Here is a 16,090-nt window from a genome sequence, read left to right on the forward strand (position 1 = left end):
AAGAAGGTGGTCGTGCTATGAGTACCGCAAGTCTGAAAAATCTCCAGCAATGGGTCGGCCAGCGTGGACTGGCTGCGCAAGGGCTGGCTGCACCGGTATTGGTGATCGCGATTCTGGCGCTCATGGTGCTGCCCATTCCGCCGTGGTTGCTGGACACTTTCTTCACCTTGAACATTGCCGTGGCGCTGATGGTGATGATGGTCGCCGCGTACATGATCAAGCCGCTGGACTTTGCCGCCTTCCCTTCGGTGTTGCTGCTGACGACCCTGATGCGTCTGTCGCTCAACGTGGCCTCGACCCGGGTGGTGCTGATGGAAGGGCATACCGGCCCCGGCGCTGCAGGGGCGGTGATCGAGGCGTTTGGCCATTTTTTGATCGGCGGCAACTTTGCCGTGGGCTTGATCGTGTTTGCCATCCTGGTGGTCATCAACTTCATGGTCGTGACCAAGGGGGCCGAGCGGATTGCCGAGGTGTCGGCCCGGTTTACCCTGGATGCCATGCCCGGCAAGCAAATGGCCGTCGATGCCGATTTGAATGCAGGACTGATCGATGAAGCCGAGGCCAAGCGCCGTCGTCTGGAAGTGCAGGAAGAGGCCAATTTCTTCGGCTCCATGGATGGTGCCAGCAAGTTCGTGCGCGGGGACGCGGTGGCCGGGATTCTGATTTTGATCATCAACATCATTGGCGGCTTTGCCATCGGCATGGCCCAGCACGGGCTGTCGGCTGGGGAAGCGGCCAACAGCTACATTCTGCTGGCGGTGGGCGATGCCCTGGTGGCACAGATTCCTGGCCTGCTGATCTCGGTGGCGGCGGCCATGGTGATCTCCCGCGTCGGCAAGGACAACGATACCGGCAAACAGATTGCTGCCCAGATGTTCATGTCGCCCCGTGCCCTGGGAATTACGGCGGCAATTTTGATTCTGCTGGGCTGCATTCCGGGTATGCCGCACACGGTGTTCCTGGTGATGGGCAGCGTCTTCGGCTATGGCGCCTGGCTTGCCATGCAGGCCCAGAACAAGCCGCAGGAGACAGAGGCGCAGGTTGCCGCCGCTCAGGAGGCGCTGGCCGCTCCCCAGCAGGAAACCGAGGCGACCTGGGACGATCTGCAGCCTGTGGACTTGCTGGGTCTGGAACTGGGCTACCGCCTGATTGCCCTGGTGGATAAAAAACGGCAGGGGGATCTGCTCACCCGCATCAAGGGGGTGCGTCGCAAATTTGCCCAGGAAGTGGGCTTCCTGCCGCCTGCGGTGCATGTGCGTGACAACCTGGAACTGAAGCCCAGTGCCTATCGCATCACCTTGCGCGGCGTGATGGTTGGCGAGGGTGAAGCTTTCCCCGGCATGTACCTGGCGATCAATCCGGGTGGCATCACCACGCCGCTGATCGGCACACCCACCACCGACCCTGCTTTCGGCCTGCCTGCGCACTGGATCGATGAGCGCCAGAAGGAAGCGGCACAAATGGCGGGTTTTACCGTCGTTGATTCGGAAACTGTCATGGCGACACATTTGTCACACTTGATGCAAATGCATGCTGCCAAGTTGTTGAGCCGTTCCGAGGTGCAGCAACTGGTGGACCATGTGGCCAAGTCCGCTCCCCGGTTGATTGAAGAAGTGATTCCCAAGATGGTGCCTATTACCGTGTTCCAGAAAGTTCTCCAGCTGCTGCTGGAGGACGCGGTGCACATCCGTGATATTCGCACCATCATCGAGACGCTGGCAGAAAACGCTGGCGTGACGCAAGACCCGGCGGAGCTGGCGCGGCGCGTGCGCATTGCCCTGGCACCGGCCATCGTCCAGCAAATCTACGGGCCGACCCGCGAGCTGAATGTGATTGCCATCGAACCAGGGCTGGAGCGCCTGTTGGTGCAGGCACTGACCAATGCCAACGGCCCCTCTCTGGACCCTGGCGTGGCCGATGTGCTCACCCAGCGTGCTGCCGAAGTGGCCAATCAGCAGGAAGAGCTGGGTATGCCGGCCTGCCTGCTGGTGCCCGACCAAATCCGTAATGCCATTGCCCGCCTGGTGCGGCGCGTGGCCCCGCGCCTGCAAGTGCTGGCGCACAGTGAAATTCCCGAAACGCATTCCATCCGCATCGGCCCGATTCTTAAAGGTGCATGACTATGAACATCCAACGCTTTATTGCTCCCACCTCGCGTGAAGCTTTAGCCAAAGCACGGTCTGTTTTTGGCGAAGGCACCCTGATCCTGTCCAACCGCGCGACGGCCCAAGGGGTCGAGGTGATGGCCACGGCAGAAGACAACCTGCACCACATGGACAGTGGCCAGACGACCAGTTCCGGCCTGCGGGCCGCCATCCAGGCCCGGGAAGCCGAGGAAACACGCCCCCTGCGCAAAGCCCCGGCCCCGGTGGCCGCCCCGGCAGCACCGGTACGGCCAGCAGCCCCCGTGCAAGTCAGCCCACGCCAAAGCGTGGCCGAGGATACCGAGCAACTGGCGATGAGTACCTTGTCGTTTCAGGACTACGTGCGCGAGCGCATGTTGCGTCGCCGCAGCGAGGGCATCCAGGCAACAGACTTGCCCGACGCGCAATTGCCCACTTTTGCCCGCAAGGCCCGCCAGGAAAGCTTGCAAGCGGCGGCGGCTCCTCAGCCCGTGCGCCAGAACCCCCTGCGAGCCATGACGACCGAGCAACCCCAGGCCAAAGCGCTGCAGGCGCTGCCTGCCGTCAGCCCGGGCATGTTGCACGAGCTGCAATCGGTCAAAAGCCTGATTGAAGAGCGCTTCAATACCTTGGCCTGGCTGGGGCAGACGCGGCAGAATCCCTTGCAGTCCAACCTGATTCTGAAGCTGATCCGCGCCGGTTTTTCCCCTGCCCTGGCCCGCACGCTGATCGAACGGGTACCGCAAAACAGCGGCCCGGCCGAAGCCCTGCGCTGGCTCATGCAGGTGCTGGAGCGCAATTTGCGCACCGACGCTGCTGCGTCCCCGATTTACGAAGTGGGCGGCGTCTTTGCGCTGATCGGCTCTACTGGCGTGGGCAAAACCACCACCGCCGCCAAGCTTGCAGCCCTGTGTGCCCAGAAGCATGGCCCGCAAAGCGTGGGCCTGATTACGCTGGACACTTACCGCGTTGGCGGCCATGAGCAACTGCGTGCCTATGGCCGGATGCTGGGCGTGGTCGCCCATCTGGCGCACGACAAGGCTGCATTGCAAGATTTGCTGGGCCTGCTCTCTGGCAAGAAGATGGTCATCATCGACACGACGGGCGTGGCTCCCCGCGACCCTCGCAAGGACGACATCCTGCAGGTGCTGGATCTCCCGGGCGTCCAGCAATTGCTGGTGACCAATGCCGGTTGCCATGGCGATACCCTGGATGAGTCGCTGGCCGCCTTCAAACATGGCAACTGCCGTCAGGCCATCCTTTCCAAGGTCGATGAGGCCGTCAAGCTTGGGCCTGCACTCGATGCCTTGATCCGCCATCAGATGGTGCTGCGGGGTGTCACTACGGGGCAACGGGTGCCAGAAGACTTTGAGCGTGCCGTGGCCAGCGAGTTGATTGCTACTTCGATGCGTACACACAGCAAATCGGCTTTTGATCCCAGCAGCCTGGATTTGGATTTTTTCTACGCAGATTCTCCATTGGGGGCCGCGACGGGAGGTTTCCATGCTTGAGAGCAGCTTGCACCAAGGCAGCAGCCTGCGCTGGTACACCCGTGGTTTGCGGGTTTTGAGCATCATTCCATCTGGGGAGGCAGAAGACTTGTCTGCCCTCTGGAGTGCCTGTGCCGTGCTGCAGGAGCAAGGTTATCCAGTGGTGATCCTGGATGGCCTGGAACAAGAAACAGACCAGGCACCTGGACTGCAGGACATCCTGCAAGGCCATGCCGATTGCGGCTCGACCGCATTGTCGGCAGATATTACGCGTCCCCATGCGATTGCCAGCTTGCCGGCCGCGCGGGGATTGGTGCAATTGGCACATTTGGGGCTGGCGAGCGGCCAGCGCCCGTTGAGTCTGCTGTATCGGCATTTGCGCAACCATGCGCTGGTCGTGCTGTTGGCCCCTGCGCCCTTGCTGGCACCGGTATTGCAGGGAATACAGCAAGCGCCCTGGGTGCTGGTGCCGGGGCGGCGCAGCAGTGTCGTTCCGTGCTACCGGGCGCTCAAGCATATGTTCATGCATACGGGGGTCATGCCGCAGTTGCTGGCCTTGCGTCCGGCCCATACCGGGCTCGACCCCTTGTTGAAATCGATCGCGCAGTGTGCGCATCATCATTTGCGTACCGAACCGCTGGCCCAGCAGGTCGATCCGGGCGATCCACGGGGATTGCAGCGCTGGGCGCTACAATGCTTAGAGCAAAGCCAGATCGTCGCCATGCCTGGGCAGGCGGCTGCGCCGCTCCCATTTTCTGCCCCTTCTCCCGCTTTATCTTCAGTGTGGAATCATTGAGTTGATGTACACCGTTCACGGACAGTTAAGTCTTGATGCTCTGATACGCCAGCACGCGCCGCTGGTGCGGCGTATTGCGCAGCACATGATGGCCAAACTGCCCCCCAGTGTCGAACTGGACGACTTGATTCAGGTGGGCATGATCGGTCTGGCCGATGCACTGTCGCGCTACGAGGCCAGCCAGGGCGTGCAATTCGAGACCTTTGCCAGCCAGCGCATCCGGGGTGCGATGCTCGATGAGTTGCGTGGCAATGACTGGATGAGTCGCAGTGCCCGCAAAGGTCAGAAAGATATCGAAGCAGCGATCCACCGTCTGGAGCAAATTTTGGGGCGACCTCCGAAGGAGTCTGAAATCGCCCAGGAAATGGCGCTGGAGCTGGCCGAGTACCAGGAATTGCTGGGAAGGGTACGTGGTACCCAGCTGATTTATCTGGAAGATATCGGGCAAGGTGGTGATGAGGGAGAAAGTTTTCTTGATCGCCATGTGGCCGACGCCGAGGCCGATCCTTTTGCCCAACTGCGTGATCACCGCTTGCGCCAGGCGTTGGTGCAGGCGATTGAAAACTTGCCCGAGCGTGAAAAGTACGTCATGTCCATGTATTACGAGCATGACATGAACCTCAAGGAAATCGCTGCCGTGCTGGACGTCACCGAGTCGCGGATCAGTCAGCTGCACAGCCAGGCGATTGCCCGATTGCGCACCAAGATGCGTTTGCATTGAAGCGTTCAAGTTTGCGGAAAACCTGCCGATAAAGGGCTAAGCCCGAGGTGCGCAGGTAGTTGGGGTCAAGAGGATTGGCTGGTGCTAGCGGCAGTTTTTAGGCTTTTGCTTCAAGACCAATAGCGCCACAATAGACATTAGTGCATGCATGGCCTGTGGTTCTGCATAGCGGTTTGAGGAGTATTCATCATGGCAATTTCATCCGCAGGTATTGGCAGCGGTCTGGATGTCGGCAAGATCGTCGAACAGATGGTTGCGGCCGAGAAAACACCGCTGAAAAAGCTGGAGGTGAAGGCCGAAGGCATCCAGACGCAGATCTCCACCTATGGCGAGATCAAGTCGCTGACCTCCAAGCTGGGCGATATCGTCTCCAAGCTGACGCGTGACAGTGCCTGGAACGGGGTGAACATCAGTTCCAGCAACAGCACCATTTCCGGCACCATGACCGGAATTGCCACGCCTGGCACGTACAACATCAAGGTCACGCAATTGGCACAGGCGCAAACGACTGTCGTTGGTGGCGCTGATGCTGCCGCTCTGGCCAAGGATGAAACCATGGGGGCCAGTGGCAAGATCACATTGAAGATGGGCGATCAGGTCAAGGAACTGAGTATTTCCAGTTCCGATACGCTGACCAAGATCGCTGCCAAGGTGAACGAGACGGGGATGGGCATTCAGGCTTCGGTGGTGACCGATGTAGACGGCAAGGAGCGCCTGATGCTGCGCTCCAAGGAGACCGGTACTGACAAAAGATTCGCCGTCGATATTGATTCCGCCCTGAACAAACTGGAGCAGACCGAGGCCCAGGAGGCGCGGAACGCCAAGGTGGAACTCAATGGCGTGGCGGTGGAATCCAACAGCAACACCTTTTCGGCAACCATTCCTGGCATGTCTTTCACCGTGTCCGAAGTGACCACAAACACCGCTACTCTGGCGGTGAAGGCCGATACCGAGGCCATGAAAAAGAACATTCAGGAGTTTGTCGACGCCTATAACGAACTCAACGACCTGTTGGGTAAATCCACCAAGTACACTGAAGAAACCAAGATGGCTGGTGCGCTCCAGGGGGATAGCGCCACGGTGAGCTTGCAGAACTCGCTGCGTATGCTGCCCCAGGGGATTTCAGGCAGCAAGGATGGCCTGACTCGCCTGGCCGATATCGGCATCCAGATGCAGGAGGGCGGCAAGCTCAGCATGGACACCAGCAAGCTGGATAAAGCGCTGACCAATCTGGACGGTTTGAAAGGTCTGTTTGCCAACAAGGCCGACAGTCTGGGGCAGGGCGGCGGGATTGCCGTGAACTTCAAGAACTTTACCGACAAGCTGCTGTCGTTTGACGGGACGCTGAACACGAAGACCGACTCGCTGGAGCGCACGCTCAAGAGCAACACTGCCGAGCAGGACAAGGTCAATAAACGCGCCGAAGCGCTGGAGACACGGTTGTATGCGCAGTACTCGGCGCTGGACGTGAAAATGTCTTCGCTGAATGCGTTGAATTCCTATGTCTCGCAAATGGTGACTACGTGGAATAACTCGAAGAGCTAATACCCCCATTCAGGTCGGCACCGCGCTTGTACTTTTTACGATTGCCAAGGATTCGCATGTTTTCTTCTCCAGGATTCAACAGGGCCAATGCCTACCGCCAGGTAGGTGCGCATTCGGGGGTGGAAAGCGCCTCGCCCCATGCCTTGATACAAATGTTGTTCGATGGCCTGTTTCAAAGCCTGAATGCTGCTCGCGGTGCGATACAGCGTGGCGAGGTGGAGGAAAAAGGACGCCATTTGGGCAAGGCCGTGCGTATCTTGCAGGAAGGGCTGGCGGCGGGCCTCGATCTGGAAAAGGGCGGGGAGCTGGCTGGCAACTTGAAGCTGCTGTACGACTATTGCGTCAAACAGCTCACCCAGGCCAACGTGCGCAACGATCCGGCCCTGGTCGAGGAAGTCATGGGGGTGCTGCAGCCCGTAGCACAAGGTTGGAAAGAAATTGGCCCACAGGGCAGCACAACTGCTGGCGCCTGACAGCGCCAAGGAGTGAGGGAGATGCAATTGCTGGATTTTTACAAAGCTATCGAGAACAAGAGCACAGACATGTTGCAGGCGGCCATGGACAGCAACTGGGATGCGGTGGCGGATTGCGAGAAGGCCTGTTCCGTGTTGATCGGTGAACTGCGGGCGCAAGGTGAGCAGCAGGCGCTATCGTCGCAAGAGCGCAAGGAAAAAACACGCATCATGCAGCGCATCCTGCGCAATGATGCCCAAATCCGCCTGCTGGCTGAACCGTGGCTGGCTACCCTGGAATATATGGGGACAGCGCCGGCAGGCTCGGCCTTGCATTGATGTACTGCCTGTTTTAACGCCCTCCAAGGTGTTCTTGTGGCCCGGATAGTTTGTCTATCCGGGCTTTTTTCTTGTGTGTGGCGGGTTTAGCGCAAAAACAGCTGGTAGGCTGGATTGCTGGTTTCCTCCACCCAAGGGTAACCCAGGCTGTCCAGGAAAGCGGCAAACTGGGCATTGTCCTGGGCGGGCACCTGGATACCGACCAGGATGCGCCCATAGTCGGCACCCTGGTTGCGGTAGTGGAACAGGGAGATGTTCCAGCTGGGGTGCATCAGGCTCAGGAATTTCAGCAGGGCGCCCGGGCGTTCCGGGAAGACAAAGCGCAGCAGGCGCTCATCCTGCGCCAGGGTGGAGGCACCGCCCACCATGTGGCGCAGATGCTCCTTGGCCATGTCGTCGTGGGTCAGGTTGAGCGCGGCAAAGCCGTGGGTCTGGAAGTGTTCGACGATCTGGGTGGATTCGCCGGGGGCGCTGGTGGAAAGGCCCACGAACACATGGGCGCGGGTCTGGTCGCTGATGCGGTAGTTGAACTCGGTGACGCTGCGCGGCCCGCCCGGCAGCAGGTCGATCAGCTGGCAAAAGCGGCGGAAGCTGCCGCGTTCCTCGGGAATGGTCACCGCCAGCAGGGCTTCGCGCTCTTCGCCGACATTCGTGCGTTCGGCCACGAAGCGCAGGCGGTCGAAATTCATGTTCGCACCGCACAAGATCGCGGCGTAGGTTTCGCCTTCCGTCTTGTGTTCGGCCACATATTGCTTGATGGCCGCCACGGCCAGGGCACCTGCCGGCTCGACGATCGAGCGGGTATCGACAAACACATCCTTGATCGCCGCGCAGACGGCATCGGTATCGACGACCACGAAGTCATCCACCAGCGCCTGGGCAATGCGGAAAGTCTCCTGCCCCACCAGTTTCACGGCGGTGCCGTCCGAGAACAGGCCCACATCCGGCAGCTCCACGCGCTGGCCCGCCAGCACCGATTGCCGCATGGCGTCCGAATCCTTGGTCTGCACGCCGATGACCTTGATGTCCGGGCGCACCGCCTTGATGTAGTTGGCCACGCCCGCGATCAGGCCGCCGCCGCCAATGGCGACGAACACGGCATCCAGGCGGGGGCTGCCCAGCTTTTGCAGTTGTTGCAGCATTTCCATGGCGACCGTACCCTGGCCGGCGATCACGTCCGGGTCGTCAAAGGGGTGGATGAAGGTCAGCCCCTGCTTTTCCTGCAGCACCACGGCGTGCTGGTAGGCGTCGGAATAGCTCTCGCCTGCCAGCACCACTTCGCCCCCCAGCGCGGCCACGGCATCGATTTTCAGTTGCGGCGTGGTCGTGGGCATCACGACGATGGCGCGGCAGCCCAGCTTGCGGGCACCCAGGGCCACGCCCTGGGCGTGGTTGCCGGCAGAGGCGCAGATCACCCCGCGCTCCAGCTGGCCGGGGGTGAGATTGGCCATCTTGTTGTACGCGCCGCGCAGCTTGAAGCTGAACACCGGCTGCTGGTCTTCGCGTTTGAGCAGAACTTTGTTGCACAGGCGGCGGCTGAGGTTTTTGGCGACTTCCAGGTCGGTTTCCAGGGCGACGTCGTAGACGCGGGCGTTCAGGATGCGGGTCAGATAGTCGGCGGGTGTGAGCGCGGTAGATTCAGGGGGCAAGGTCGTCATAAGTATTCGGAATACGGGGGGCGGGCCGGTGCCCGTCCGCAAAGCCAAACATCATAGGCACTACGCCCGGCGCCTGCGCGAACGCAGTACGAGGCCGGGCATCGCCAGTCTCTATTGGCAGGAATGGGCGAAAAAAAACCCCGGGTCGTGAAACCCAGGGTTGGAATCCACCTTTGGAGGGTGGAGGAGACAACAGGTGCGATACATTCGCGATGTCAGGGATTCTAAGTAGATTTGTGTTGCGTTGCAACAAATTTAATTCACAAGGAGATTGCATGGAATGCACAGTGAGCTGGACGGGCGCCAGCGGTACCCGTTCGGGCATGGGCTTTGTCGCGGAAACCGGCAGCGGCCATATCGTGAACATGGACGGTGCGCCCGATGAGCGCACCCCTGCCAACGGCGGCCAGAACCTGGCGGCGCGGCCGATGGAGCTGCTGCTGGCGGGCATGGGCGGCTGCACGGCTTACGACGTGGTGCTGATCCTGAAGCGTGGCCGCCATGACGTGCGGGGCTGCACGGTGCAGATTCAGGCCGAACGCGCCGAGGTCGAACCCAAGGTGTTCACCACCATCAACCTGCACTTCACCGTGACCGGCAAGGATTTGCCCGAAGCGGCGGTGGAGCGTGCCATTGCCCTGAGCCACGAGAAATACTGCTCGGCCAGCATCATGCTGGGCAAAACCGCGCAGATCACCACCAGCTTTGCGGTTGTGCAATCTTGATAGCTGTTTCCGCTTGAATATAGCCATTTTCAGGTAATAAACATCCTGAAAATGTCTAAGGCTTTTCGGTAGACGCTCTTAATATTGAAAAGTCGTTGGGTGTGGCAGATGGGGGTGTGCGGGCCTAAAATCGGGCGTTTTGCCTAGCGCGGGTGCTTCCGCCCCTCGGCAGAACGATCAACATAGAACCGCACATGCTCACCTTCCAAGACATCATCCTGAAATTGCAGACCTACTGGGCCAACCAGGGCTGCGCGTTGCTGCAACCGTATGACATGGAGGTGGGCGCGGGCACGTCGCACACGGCAACCTTTCTGCGGGCCATCGGCCCCGAGCCGTGGAAGGCCGCCTACGTGCAGCCCAGCCGCCGCCCCAAGGATGGCCGCTACGGCGACAACCCCAACCGCCTGCAGCACTATTACCAATACCAGGTGGTGTTGAAGCCCGCCCCGGCGAACATTCTGGAGCTGTACCTGGGCAGCCTGGAGGCCCTGGGCTTCGACCTGAAGAAAAACGACATCCGCTTTGTCGAGGACGATTGGGAAAACCCCACCCTGGGCGCCTGGGGCCTGGGCTGGGAAGTGTGGCTTAACGGCATGGAAGTGACGCAGTTCACCTACTTCCAGCAAGTTGCCGGTATCGACTGCAAGCCCGCCACCGGCGAGATCACCTATGGCCTGGAGCGCCTGGCCATGTATTTGCAAGGCGTGGACAACGTCTACAACCTGACGTGGACGGAAGGGCCTGATGGCTCCAAATTGACTTATGGCGACGTCTACCACCAGAACGAGGTGGAGCAGTCCACCTACAACTTCGAGCATTCCAACGTGGACTTTTTGTTCACCGCCTTCACCGCGCACGAGCAAACCGCCAACCAATTGATTGCCGAGCAACTGGCCCTGCCCGCCTACGAGCAGGTGCTGAAAGCCGCGCACACCTTCAACCTGCTGGACGCACGCGGCGCCATCAGCGTGACGGAGCGTGCTGCCTACATTGGCCGCATCCGCAATCTGGCCCGCGCCGTGGGCAAAAGCTATCTGGACAGCCGCGCCCGCCTGGGCTTCCCCATGGCCCCCAAAGCGCACGCCGACGAAGTGCTGGCCGAACTGGCCAAGGCTACCGAAAAGCAGAAAAAAGCTGCCTGAAAAATTTTTAAAAAAATCACCCTCCAGGGCTTGCTGAACAAGCGCTGGAAGCTATCAAGATTGCCATGACTACTGCCAACCTCCTTGTTGAACTGTTCGTCGAAGAACTGCCCCCCAAAGCCCTGCAAAAGCTGGGCGATGCCTTTGCCAGCGTACTGCGCGACCAACTGGCCGCGCAGGGGCTGACCAGCGCCGCCTCGCAACTGACGGCCTACGCCTCGCCGCGCCGCCTGGCTGCGCACATCACCGCCGTGCTGGCGCAGGCGCCGGACAAGGCCGTGTCGCAAAAACTCATGCCCGTGGCCGTCGGGCTGGAGGCCGACGGCCAGCCCAAGCCCGCACTGCTGAAAAAACTGGCGGCTCTGGGTGCGGACGCCAGTGCCGTCGCCAGCCTCCAGCGCGTGGATGATGGCAAGGCGGAAGTGCTGTATTTCGAGAGCATCGCCCAGGGCGCCACCCTGGCTGCAGGCCTGCAAAAGGCGCTGGACGAGGCCATTGCCAAGCTGCCCATCCCCAAGGTCATGACCTACCAGTTGCAGGATGGCTGGAGCAGCGTCCACTTCGTGCGCCCGGCGCATGGTCTGGTGGCGCTGCATGGGGCCGCCGTGGTGCCCGTCACTGCCTTGGGCCTTGCGGCGGGCAACAGCACCCAGGGCCACCGGTTCGAGGCCAGCGCTCACCCCGTGGTGCTGCAAGACGCCGACAGCTACGCCGGCCAATTGCGTGACCAGGGCGCAGTGGTTGCCAGCTTTGCCGAACGCCGCGCCCTTATCGCCCGGCAACTGCAAGCCGCAGCGGCCCAGGTCGGCGGCGGCGTGCAGCCCATTGAAGATGCTGCCCTGCTGGACGAAGTGACGGCCCTGGTCGAGCGCCCCAACGTGCTGGTGTGCGAGTTTGAAAAGGAATTTCTGGAAGTGCCGCAGGAGTGCCTGATCCTGACCATGAAGGCCAACCAGAAATACTTCCCGCTGCTGGATGCGCAGGGCAAGCTGACGCACCAGTTCCTTGTCGTCAGCAACATTGCGCCGCAGGATGCCAGCGCCGTGGTGGGCGGCAACGAGCGCGTGGTGCGCCCGCGTCTGGCCGATGCCAAATTCTTCTTCGACCAGGATCGCAAAAAGACCCTCGCCAGCCGCGTGCCGCAACTGGACAAGGTCGTCTACCACAACCAGTTGGGCACCCAGGGCGAGCGCGTGCAGCGCGTGCGTGCCATCGCCAAGGCCATTGCCGTGCAACTGTTCGACAACCTCGGCGCCCGGCACGCCAGCCTGAACAGCCACGAAGGCGAGGTGGCCGAGGACTGGCTGCTCACCTGCGTGGACAACGCCGCCCTGCTGGCCAAGACCGACCTCGTCACCGACATGGTGGGCGAATTCCCCGAACTGCAAGGCACCATGGGCGCCTACTACGCCCTGAACGACGGCCTGCCTGACACCGTGGCCCACGCCATCGAAGACCACTACAAACCCCGCTTCGCCGGCGACGAACTGCCGCGCGACAACGTCGGCCTGATCGTCGCCCTGGCCGACAAGCTGGAAACCCTGGTCGGCATGTTCGGTATCGGCAACCTGCCCACCGGCGACCGCGACCCCTTCGCCCTGCGCCGCCACGCCCTGGGCGTGATCCGTATGCTGGTCGAGCGCGATCTGCCGCTGAACCTGGGCCAGCTCCTGACCAGCGCCATCCCCGCCTTTGGCGACAAAATCCAAGACCCCAGCAGCGCCCTGGCCGACTTCATGTACGACCGCCTGGCTGTCAACCTGCGCGAACAAGGTTTCAGTGCCCAGGAAGTCGATGCCGTCCTCGCCTTGCGCCCGCAGCGCCTGGCCGACGTGGCCAAGCGCCTGGCCGCCGTCCGCGCCTTTGCCGCCCTGCCCGAAGCCCCCGCCCTGGCTGCCGCCAACAAGCGCGTGGGCAACATCCTGAAAAAAGCCGAAACGGCAGTGCAGCCCCAGGTCAGCGAAGCCTTGTTGCTGGAAGACGCCGAAAAAGCCCTGTTTGCGGCCCTGCAAAGCATCGCCCCCCAGGCGCAGCAGCAATTGCAAGCGGGCGACACCACCGCCCACCTGCAAACCCTGGCCGCCCTGCGCAGCCCGGTGGATGCCTTCTTCGAGCAGGTCATGGTCAATGCTGACGATGCCGCGCTCAAAGCCAACCGCCTGGGCCTGCTCGCCAGCCTGCACCAGGCCATGAACCAAGTGGCCGATCTGGCGCGGCTGGCGACTTAACCCCCTTTGTTTGCCACCCCCGTTGTCCTGTTGGAGCCGCAGCACGCTTATGTCCAAAAAGAAACAGCCCATCCCCCCACAGCCTGGTTCGGTAGAAGAGAAGCTGCATGAAATCAGCACGGGGCTGGTCGCCAAAGGCAAGTTTGTCGAGGCACTGCGGCAACTCATGGTGCTGGCAGCAGACCACGTTACCAATGCGCAGTTGTGGATGCTGATCGGACATGTCTATGCCCGCATCGCCAACTGGTCGGACGCATTGGGGGCGCTGGACACCGCCATTGCCCTTGACCCCCTGCAATGGCAGGCGCACCGTATCAAGGCGCTGGCCCTGTTCAGCCTGGGGCGCAAGCAAGAAGCCTGTACCCTGATCGACAAGGTGGTCAAGCACTCCAATGAAAGCGGCGACTGGATGCTGCGGGCCTACATCCACGCCCACACCTCCAGCGACCCGCTGGAAGCGCTGCAAACCGCCCGCGATTGGGGCAAGCGCTTTGCCGACCCGCTCACGCGCAATGCCAAGCCCTTAAAGGTGCAAGACCGCAATCCTCGGAAAAAATTAAAAATCGGCTACGTCACAGCCGATTTCCGGGAGCATTCGGTAGCCTTCTTCATGCTGCCCGTGCTACAGCACCACAACCCCGACAACGTGGAGGTTCACGTCTATTTCAACGGGCACTGGGATCACATTACCCCGCAATTGCGGGTATTGGTGCCCCATTGGCTCGATATCATGGAAATGAGCGACGAGGAGGTCTGCAAACGAATCCGGGAAGATCAAATTGATATTTTGGTTGATTTGTCCGGCTTTACCCACGGCCATCGCCTGGGCGTATTTGCCCGCCGTGCTGCACCGGTGCAGGTGACGTGGTTGGGGTATATGCTGCCTTTGGGGATGAAGGCGATGGATTACCGGATGGTGGATTACGGTATTGCCCCCGTTGGCCATGAATCTCACTATAGCGAAACACTGTTTCGAGTGTCTTCTATGGCCAGTTATGCACCACCTGTCTATGCCCCGTTGTGCGAAGAACTGCCTATGTTACGCAACGGCTACCCCACGCTGGTATCGCTCAACAGCTCGGCCAAAATCACCGATGAGATGCTACGTATCTGGGCGCGTATTCTGCAGGCGCGTGAGGATGCACGTCTCATTATCATGGTCAAGGAAGAAAATGCCGATGCCGCCCAAGCGCATATGCAGCCGCGCGTGGAAGCAGCCGGTATGCCGTTAGATCGTGTCTTCGTGCTGCACCGGCAGCCACTCGACCAGTTTATGGAAATGGGGCATATCGCGGATGTTGCCCTAGATACTTCACCTATCTCGGGCGGTACGACAACCTTGCATACGCTGTGGATGGGGCTGCCAATCGTTACGCTGGATGCTGAGCGTGGGGTGGGGGCGTCTTCAGCGCGTATTCTGGATGCGTTAGGTTGGGAGAGAGCGGCCACTCATAGCGAGCAGGAGTATGTGGAACGTGCTTTAGATTACATGAGGGATACCGAACGTTTGCTTCGGTTACGTGCCGTAGTTCGTGATCGTCTTCAGAACTGCGGACTGATGGACTACGCCTCACGCACGGCAGAGTTGGAAAAAGCCTATCGTCTCATGTGGCTCAATCATTTGCGCGGGAATCTGGGAATTGGCGATACCGATGCCGATCTTGAGCAATTGCTCGCTGAATCGGAGAACGCCGCATGACGGATGTCTGCGAAGGGGAGTGGGTGCCTTTGCTGGTGCCTGACATGCCTTCTCCGCAAGAGTTGCTCCCCTGGCTGGAGCGCATGCATGCGGCGCGGCACTATTCCAATTTCGGCCCGCTGGTGCGGACGTTGGAAGCTGCATTCGCGCAGCAGTTCGGTATGGCGAGTGAGCAACTCACCACAGTGGCCAATGCCACGCAGGGGCTGGAGCTGGTATTGCAGACTTTGGGCTTGGCACCTGGTGCCCGCGTTCTGCTGCCCGCCTTTACCTTTGTTGCCACAGCCACGGCTGTGATACGTGTGGGCTATCAGCCCGTGCTAGCTGATGTAGACGCCCAGGTATGGATGCTCACCCCTGAAATCGCACGCGCCGCTTGCGAGTGCATGCGCATTGACGCCGTTCTGCCCGTCGCCACCTTCGGTATGCCGCACGATATGCGGGCCTGGCAGCAATTTGAGTTGGACACGGGCTTACCCGTCGTCATTGACGCGGCAGCAGCCTACGGAAGCCAATGGTTGCAAGGGGCCCAAGGCACCCTGGTCTTCAGCCTGCATACCACCAAAAGCCTGCCGGCGGGCGAGGGTGGCTTGGTCGTCTCCACGCGTCCAGGCTTGGCTGCCAAGGTGCGCCAGCTCTCCAACTTCGGTATCAATCTGGACCCCGCGGGCAATATGCCCGTGGGTGCCTTAGCCAGCCTGGGCAGTAATGCCAAGATGAGTGAATATCATGCAGCTCTTGGGTTGATTTCTCTGCAAAAATGGGAGCTTTATGCGAAGAAACGACGTGCGTTACAGGACAATTTGATGCATGAAATGGATCAAGCTAGTGGTCACACCCTGGCTTGGCAGAATCAAGGTACAGGTGGCCCACTGATGGCTCCCACCCTGTTGTGTACACGGTTGCCGAATACCGAGATTCGTGATGCACTCGAGCAAGCCTGTAAGCAGGCATATATCACCACACGACGATGGTACCAGCCATTGCTGCAGCATATGGGGGCGCTGGAGCAGCGGTGCTTGTCATTGGAGACGCCGAATGCGGTGGAACTGGCGCAGACCCTGCTTGGGTTGCCGTTCTTTTTAAGCTTAACGGCAGTACAGCGTCAGAGAATACTGGCCGTACTACAACAGGTCGTGCACTGAATCAGTAAATAGTAGTGCTGAATG

13 protein-coding genes are annotated in these 16,090 nt (G+C 60.5%); 12 read left to right on the forward strand and 1 reads right to left on the reverse strand.

All coding sequences use genetic code 11. The features are described 5' to 3' along the window. Positions 1–17: 17 nt before the first annotated feature. The 7 genes from flhA (at position 18) to ACFO3A_RS08485 (ending at position 7,466) form a co-directional block, all read left to right on the forward strand. The gene (gene flhA / locus ACFO3A_RS08455) at positions 18–2,120 is read left to right on the forward strand and encodes a flagellar biosynthesis protein FlhA (RefSeq protein ID WP_377725603.1); all 2,103 of its coding nucleotides are present in this window, start codon (positions 18–20) and stop codon (positions 2,118–2,120) included. 2 nt (positions 2,121–2,122) lie between these two features. Then, a complete protein-coding gene (gene flhF, locus ACFO3A_RS08460; protein WP_377725604.1) occupies positions 2,123–3,634 on the forward strand; it encodes a flagellar biosynthesis protein FlhF in 1,512 nt (503 codons plus the stop codon). Further along, a complete protein-coding gene (locus ACFO3A_RS08465; RefSeq protein ID WP_377725606.1) occupies positions 3,627–4,409 on the forward strand; it encodes a hypothetical protein in 783 nt (260 codons plus the stop codon). The genes flhF and ACFO3A_RS08465 overlap by 8 nt, the downstream gene beginning before the upstream one ends. Before the next feature lie 4 nt (positions 4,410–4,413). Then, positions 4,414–5,130, forward strand: coding sequence for an RNA polymerase sigma factor FliA (locus ACFO3A_RS08470; RefSeq protein ID WP_377725607.1), 717 nt, complete (start codon positions 4,414–4,416; stop codon positions 5,128–5,130). A gap of 189 nt (positions 5,131–5,319) precedes the next feature. Further along, the gene (gene fliD, locus ACFO3A_RS08475; RefSeq protein ID WP_377725609.1) at positions 5,320–6,675 is read left to right on the forward strand and encodes a flagellar filament capping protein FliD; all 1,356 of its coding nucleotides are present in this window, start codon (positions 5,320–5,322) and stop codon (positions 6,673–6,675) included. Positions 6,676–6,731: 56 nt separating this feature from the next. After that, complete coding sequence (gene fliS / locus ACFO3A_RS08480) at positions 6,732–7,148, forward strand: flagellar export chaperone FliS (RefSeq protein WP_377725610.1); 417 nt, start codon at positions 6,732–6,734, stop codon at positions 7,146–7,148. A gap of 21 nt (positions 7,149–7,169) precedes the next feature. Next, a complete protein-coding gene (locus ACFO3A_RS08485) occupies positions 7,170–7,466 on the forward strand; it encodes a flagellar protein FliT (RefSeq protein ID WP_377725612.1) in 297 nt (98 codons plus the stop codon). A gap of 86 nt (positions 7,467–7,552) precedes the next feature. Here the strand turns inward: ACFO3A_RS08485 and ilvA are convergent, their stop codons facing one another. Further along, complete coding sequence (gene ilvA / locus ACFO3A_RS08490) at positions 7,553–9,124, reverse strand: threonine ammonia-lyase, biosynthetic (RefSeq protein WP_377725613.1); 1,572 nt, start codon at positions 9,122–9,124, stop codon at positions 7,553–7,555. A 275-nt stretch (positions 9,125–9,399) separates the two neighbouring features. Between ilvA and ACFO3A_RS08495 the strand changes: the two genes are divergently transcribed. The 5 genes from ACFO3A_RS08495 to ACFO3A_RS08515 all read left to right on the forward strand — a co-directional run bounded on the left by ACFO3A_RS08495 (position 9,400) and on the right by ACFO3A_RS08515 (position 16,066). Further along, the gene (locus ACFO3A_RS08495) at positions 9,400–9,849 is read left to right on the forward strand and encodes an OsmC family protein (RefSeq protein ID WP_377725615.1); all 450 of its coding nucleotides are present in this window, start codon (positions 9,400–9,402) and stop codon (positions 9,847–9,849) included. 194 nt (positions 9,850–10,043) lie between these two features. Next, positions 10,044–10,994, forward strand: coding sequence for a glycine--tRNA ligase subunit alpha (glyQ, locus tag ACFO3A_RS08500; RefSeq protein ID WP_377725616.1), 951 nt, complete (start codon positions 10,044–10,046; stop codon positions 10,992–10,994). Between the two features lie 65 nt (positions 10,995–11,059). Continuing rightward, a complete protein-coding gene (glyS, locus tag ACFO3A_RS08505) occupies positions 11,060–13,222 on the forward strand; it encodes a glycine--tRNA ligase subunit beta (RefSeq protein WP_377725618.1) in 2,163 nt (720 codons plus the stop codon). A gap of 49 nt (positions 13,223–13,271) precedes the next feature. Further along, complete coding sequence (locus ACFO3A_RS08510; protein ID WP_377725620.1) at positions 13,272–14,921, forward strand: O-linked N-acetylglucosamine transferase, SPINDLY family protein; 1,650 nt, start codon at positions 13,272–13,274, stop codon at positions 14,919–14,921. Continuing rightward, positions 14,918–16,066 carry a DegT/DnrJ/EryC1/StrS family aminotransferase gene (locus ACFO3A_RS08515; protein WP_377725621.1) on the forward strand — a complete coding sequence of 383 codons (1,149 nt, stop codon included), beginning with the start codon at positions 14,918–14,920 and terminating at the stop codon, positions 16,064–16,066. The genes ACFO3A_RS08510 and ACFO3A_RS08515 overlap by 4 nt, the downstream gene beginning before the upstream one ends. Positions 16,067–16,090: the final 24 nt, after the last annotated feature.

This window comes from Comamonas nitrativorans, assembly GCF_042654765.1.
In the GTDB taxonomy this organism is placed as follows: Bacteria; Pseudomonadota; Gammaproteobacteria; order Burkholderiales; family Burkholderiaceae_C; genus Comamonas; species Comamonas nitrativorans.

What these genes read in the sequence shown, in the direction of transcription:
- flhA (WP_377725603.1), top strand. Translation starts at nt 18, where the DNA reads ATGAGTACCGCAAGTCTGAAAAATCTCCAGCAATGGGTCGGCCAGCGT.
- flhF (WP_377725604.1), top strand. Translation starts at nt 2,123, where the DNA reads ATGAACATCCAACGCTTTATTGCTCCCACCTCGCGTGAAGCTTTAGCC.
- ACFO3A_RS08465 (WP_377725606.1), top strand. Translation starts at nt 3,627, where the DNA reads ATGCTTGAGAGCAGCTTGCACCAAGGCAGCAGCCTGCGCTGGTACACC.
- ACFO3A_RS08470 (WP_377725607.1), top strand. Translation starts at nt 4,414, where the DNA reads ATGTACACCGTTCACGGACAGTTAAGTCTTGATGCTCTGATACGCCAG.
- fliD (WP_377725609.1), top strand. Translation starts at nt 5,320, where the DNA reads ATGGCAATTTCATCCGCAGGTATTGGCAGCGGTCTGGATGTCGGCAAG.
- fliS (WP_377725610.1), top strand. Translation starts at nt 6,732, where the DNA reads ATGTTTTCTTCTCCAGGATTCAACAGGGCCAATGCCTACCGCCAGGTA.
- ACFO3A_RS08485 (WP_377725612.1), top strand. Translation starts at nt 7,170, where the DNA reads ATGCAATTGCTGGATTTTTACAAAGCTATCGAGAACAAGAGCACAGAC.
- ilvA (WP_377725613.1), bottom strand. Translation starts at nt 9,124, where the DNA reads ATGACGACCTTGCCCCCTGAATCTACCGCGCTCACACCCGCCGACTAT.
- ACFO3A_RS08495 (WP_377725615.1), top strand. Translation starts at nt 9,400, where the DNA reads ATGGAATGCACAGTGAGCTGGACGGGCGCCAGCGGTACCCGTTCGGGC.
- glyQ (WP_377725616.1), top strand. Translation starts at nt 10,044, where the DNA reads ATGCTCACCTTCCAAGACATCATCCTGAAATTGCAGACCTACTGGGCC.
- glyS (WP_377725618.1), top strand. Translation starts at nt 11,060, where the DNA reads ATGACTACTGCCAACCTCCTTGTTGAACTGTTCGTCGAAGAACTGCCC.
- ACFO3A_RS08510 (WP_377725620.1), top strand. Translation starts at nt 13,272, where the DNA reads ATGTCCAAAAAGAAACAGCCCATCCCCCCACAGCCTGGTTCGGTAGAA.
- ACFO3A_RS08515 (WP_377725621.1), top strand. Translation starts at nt 14,918, where the DNA reads ATGACGGATGTCTGCGAAGGGGAGTGGGTGCCTTTGCTGGTGCCTGAC.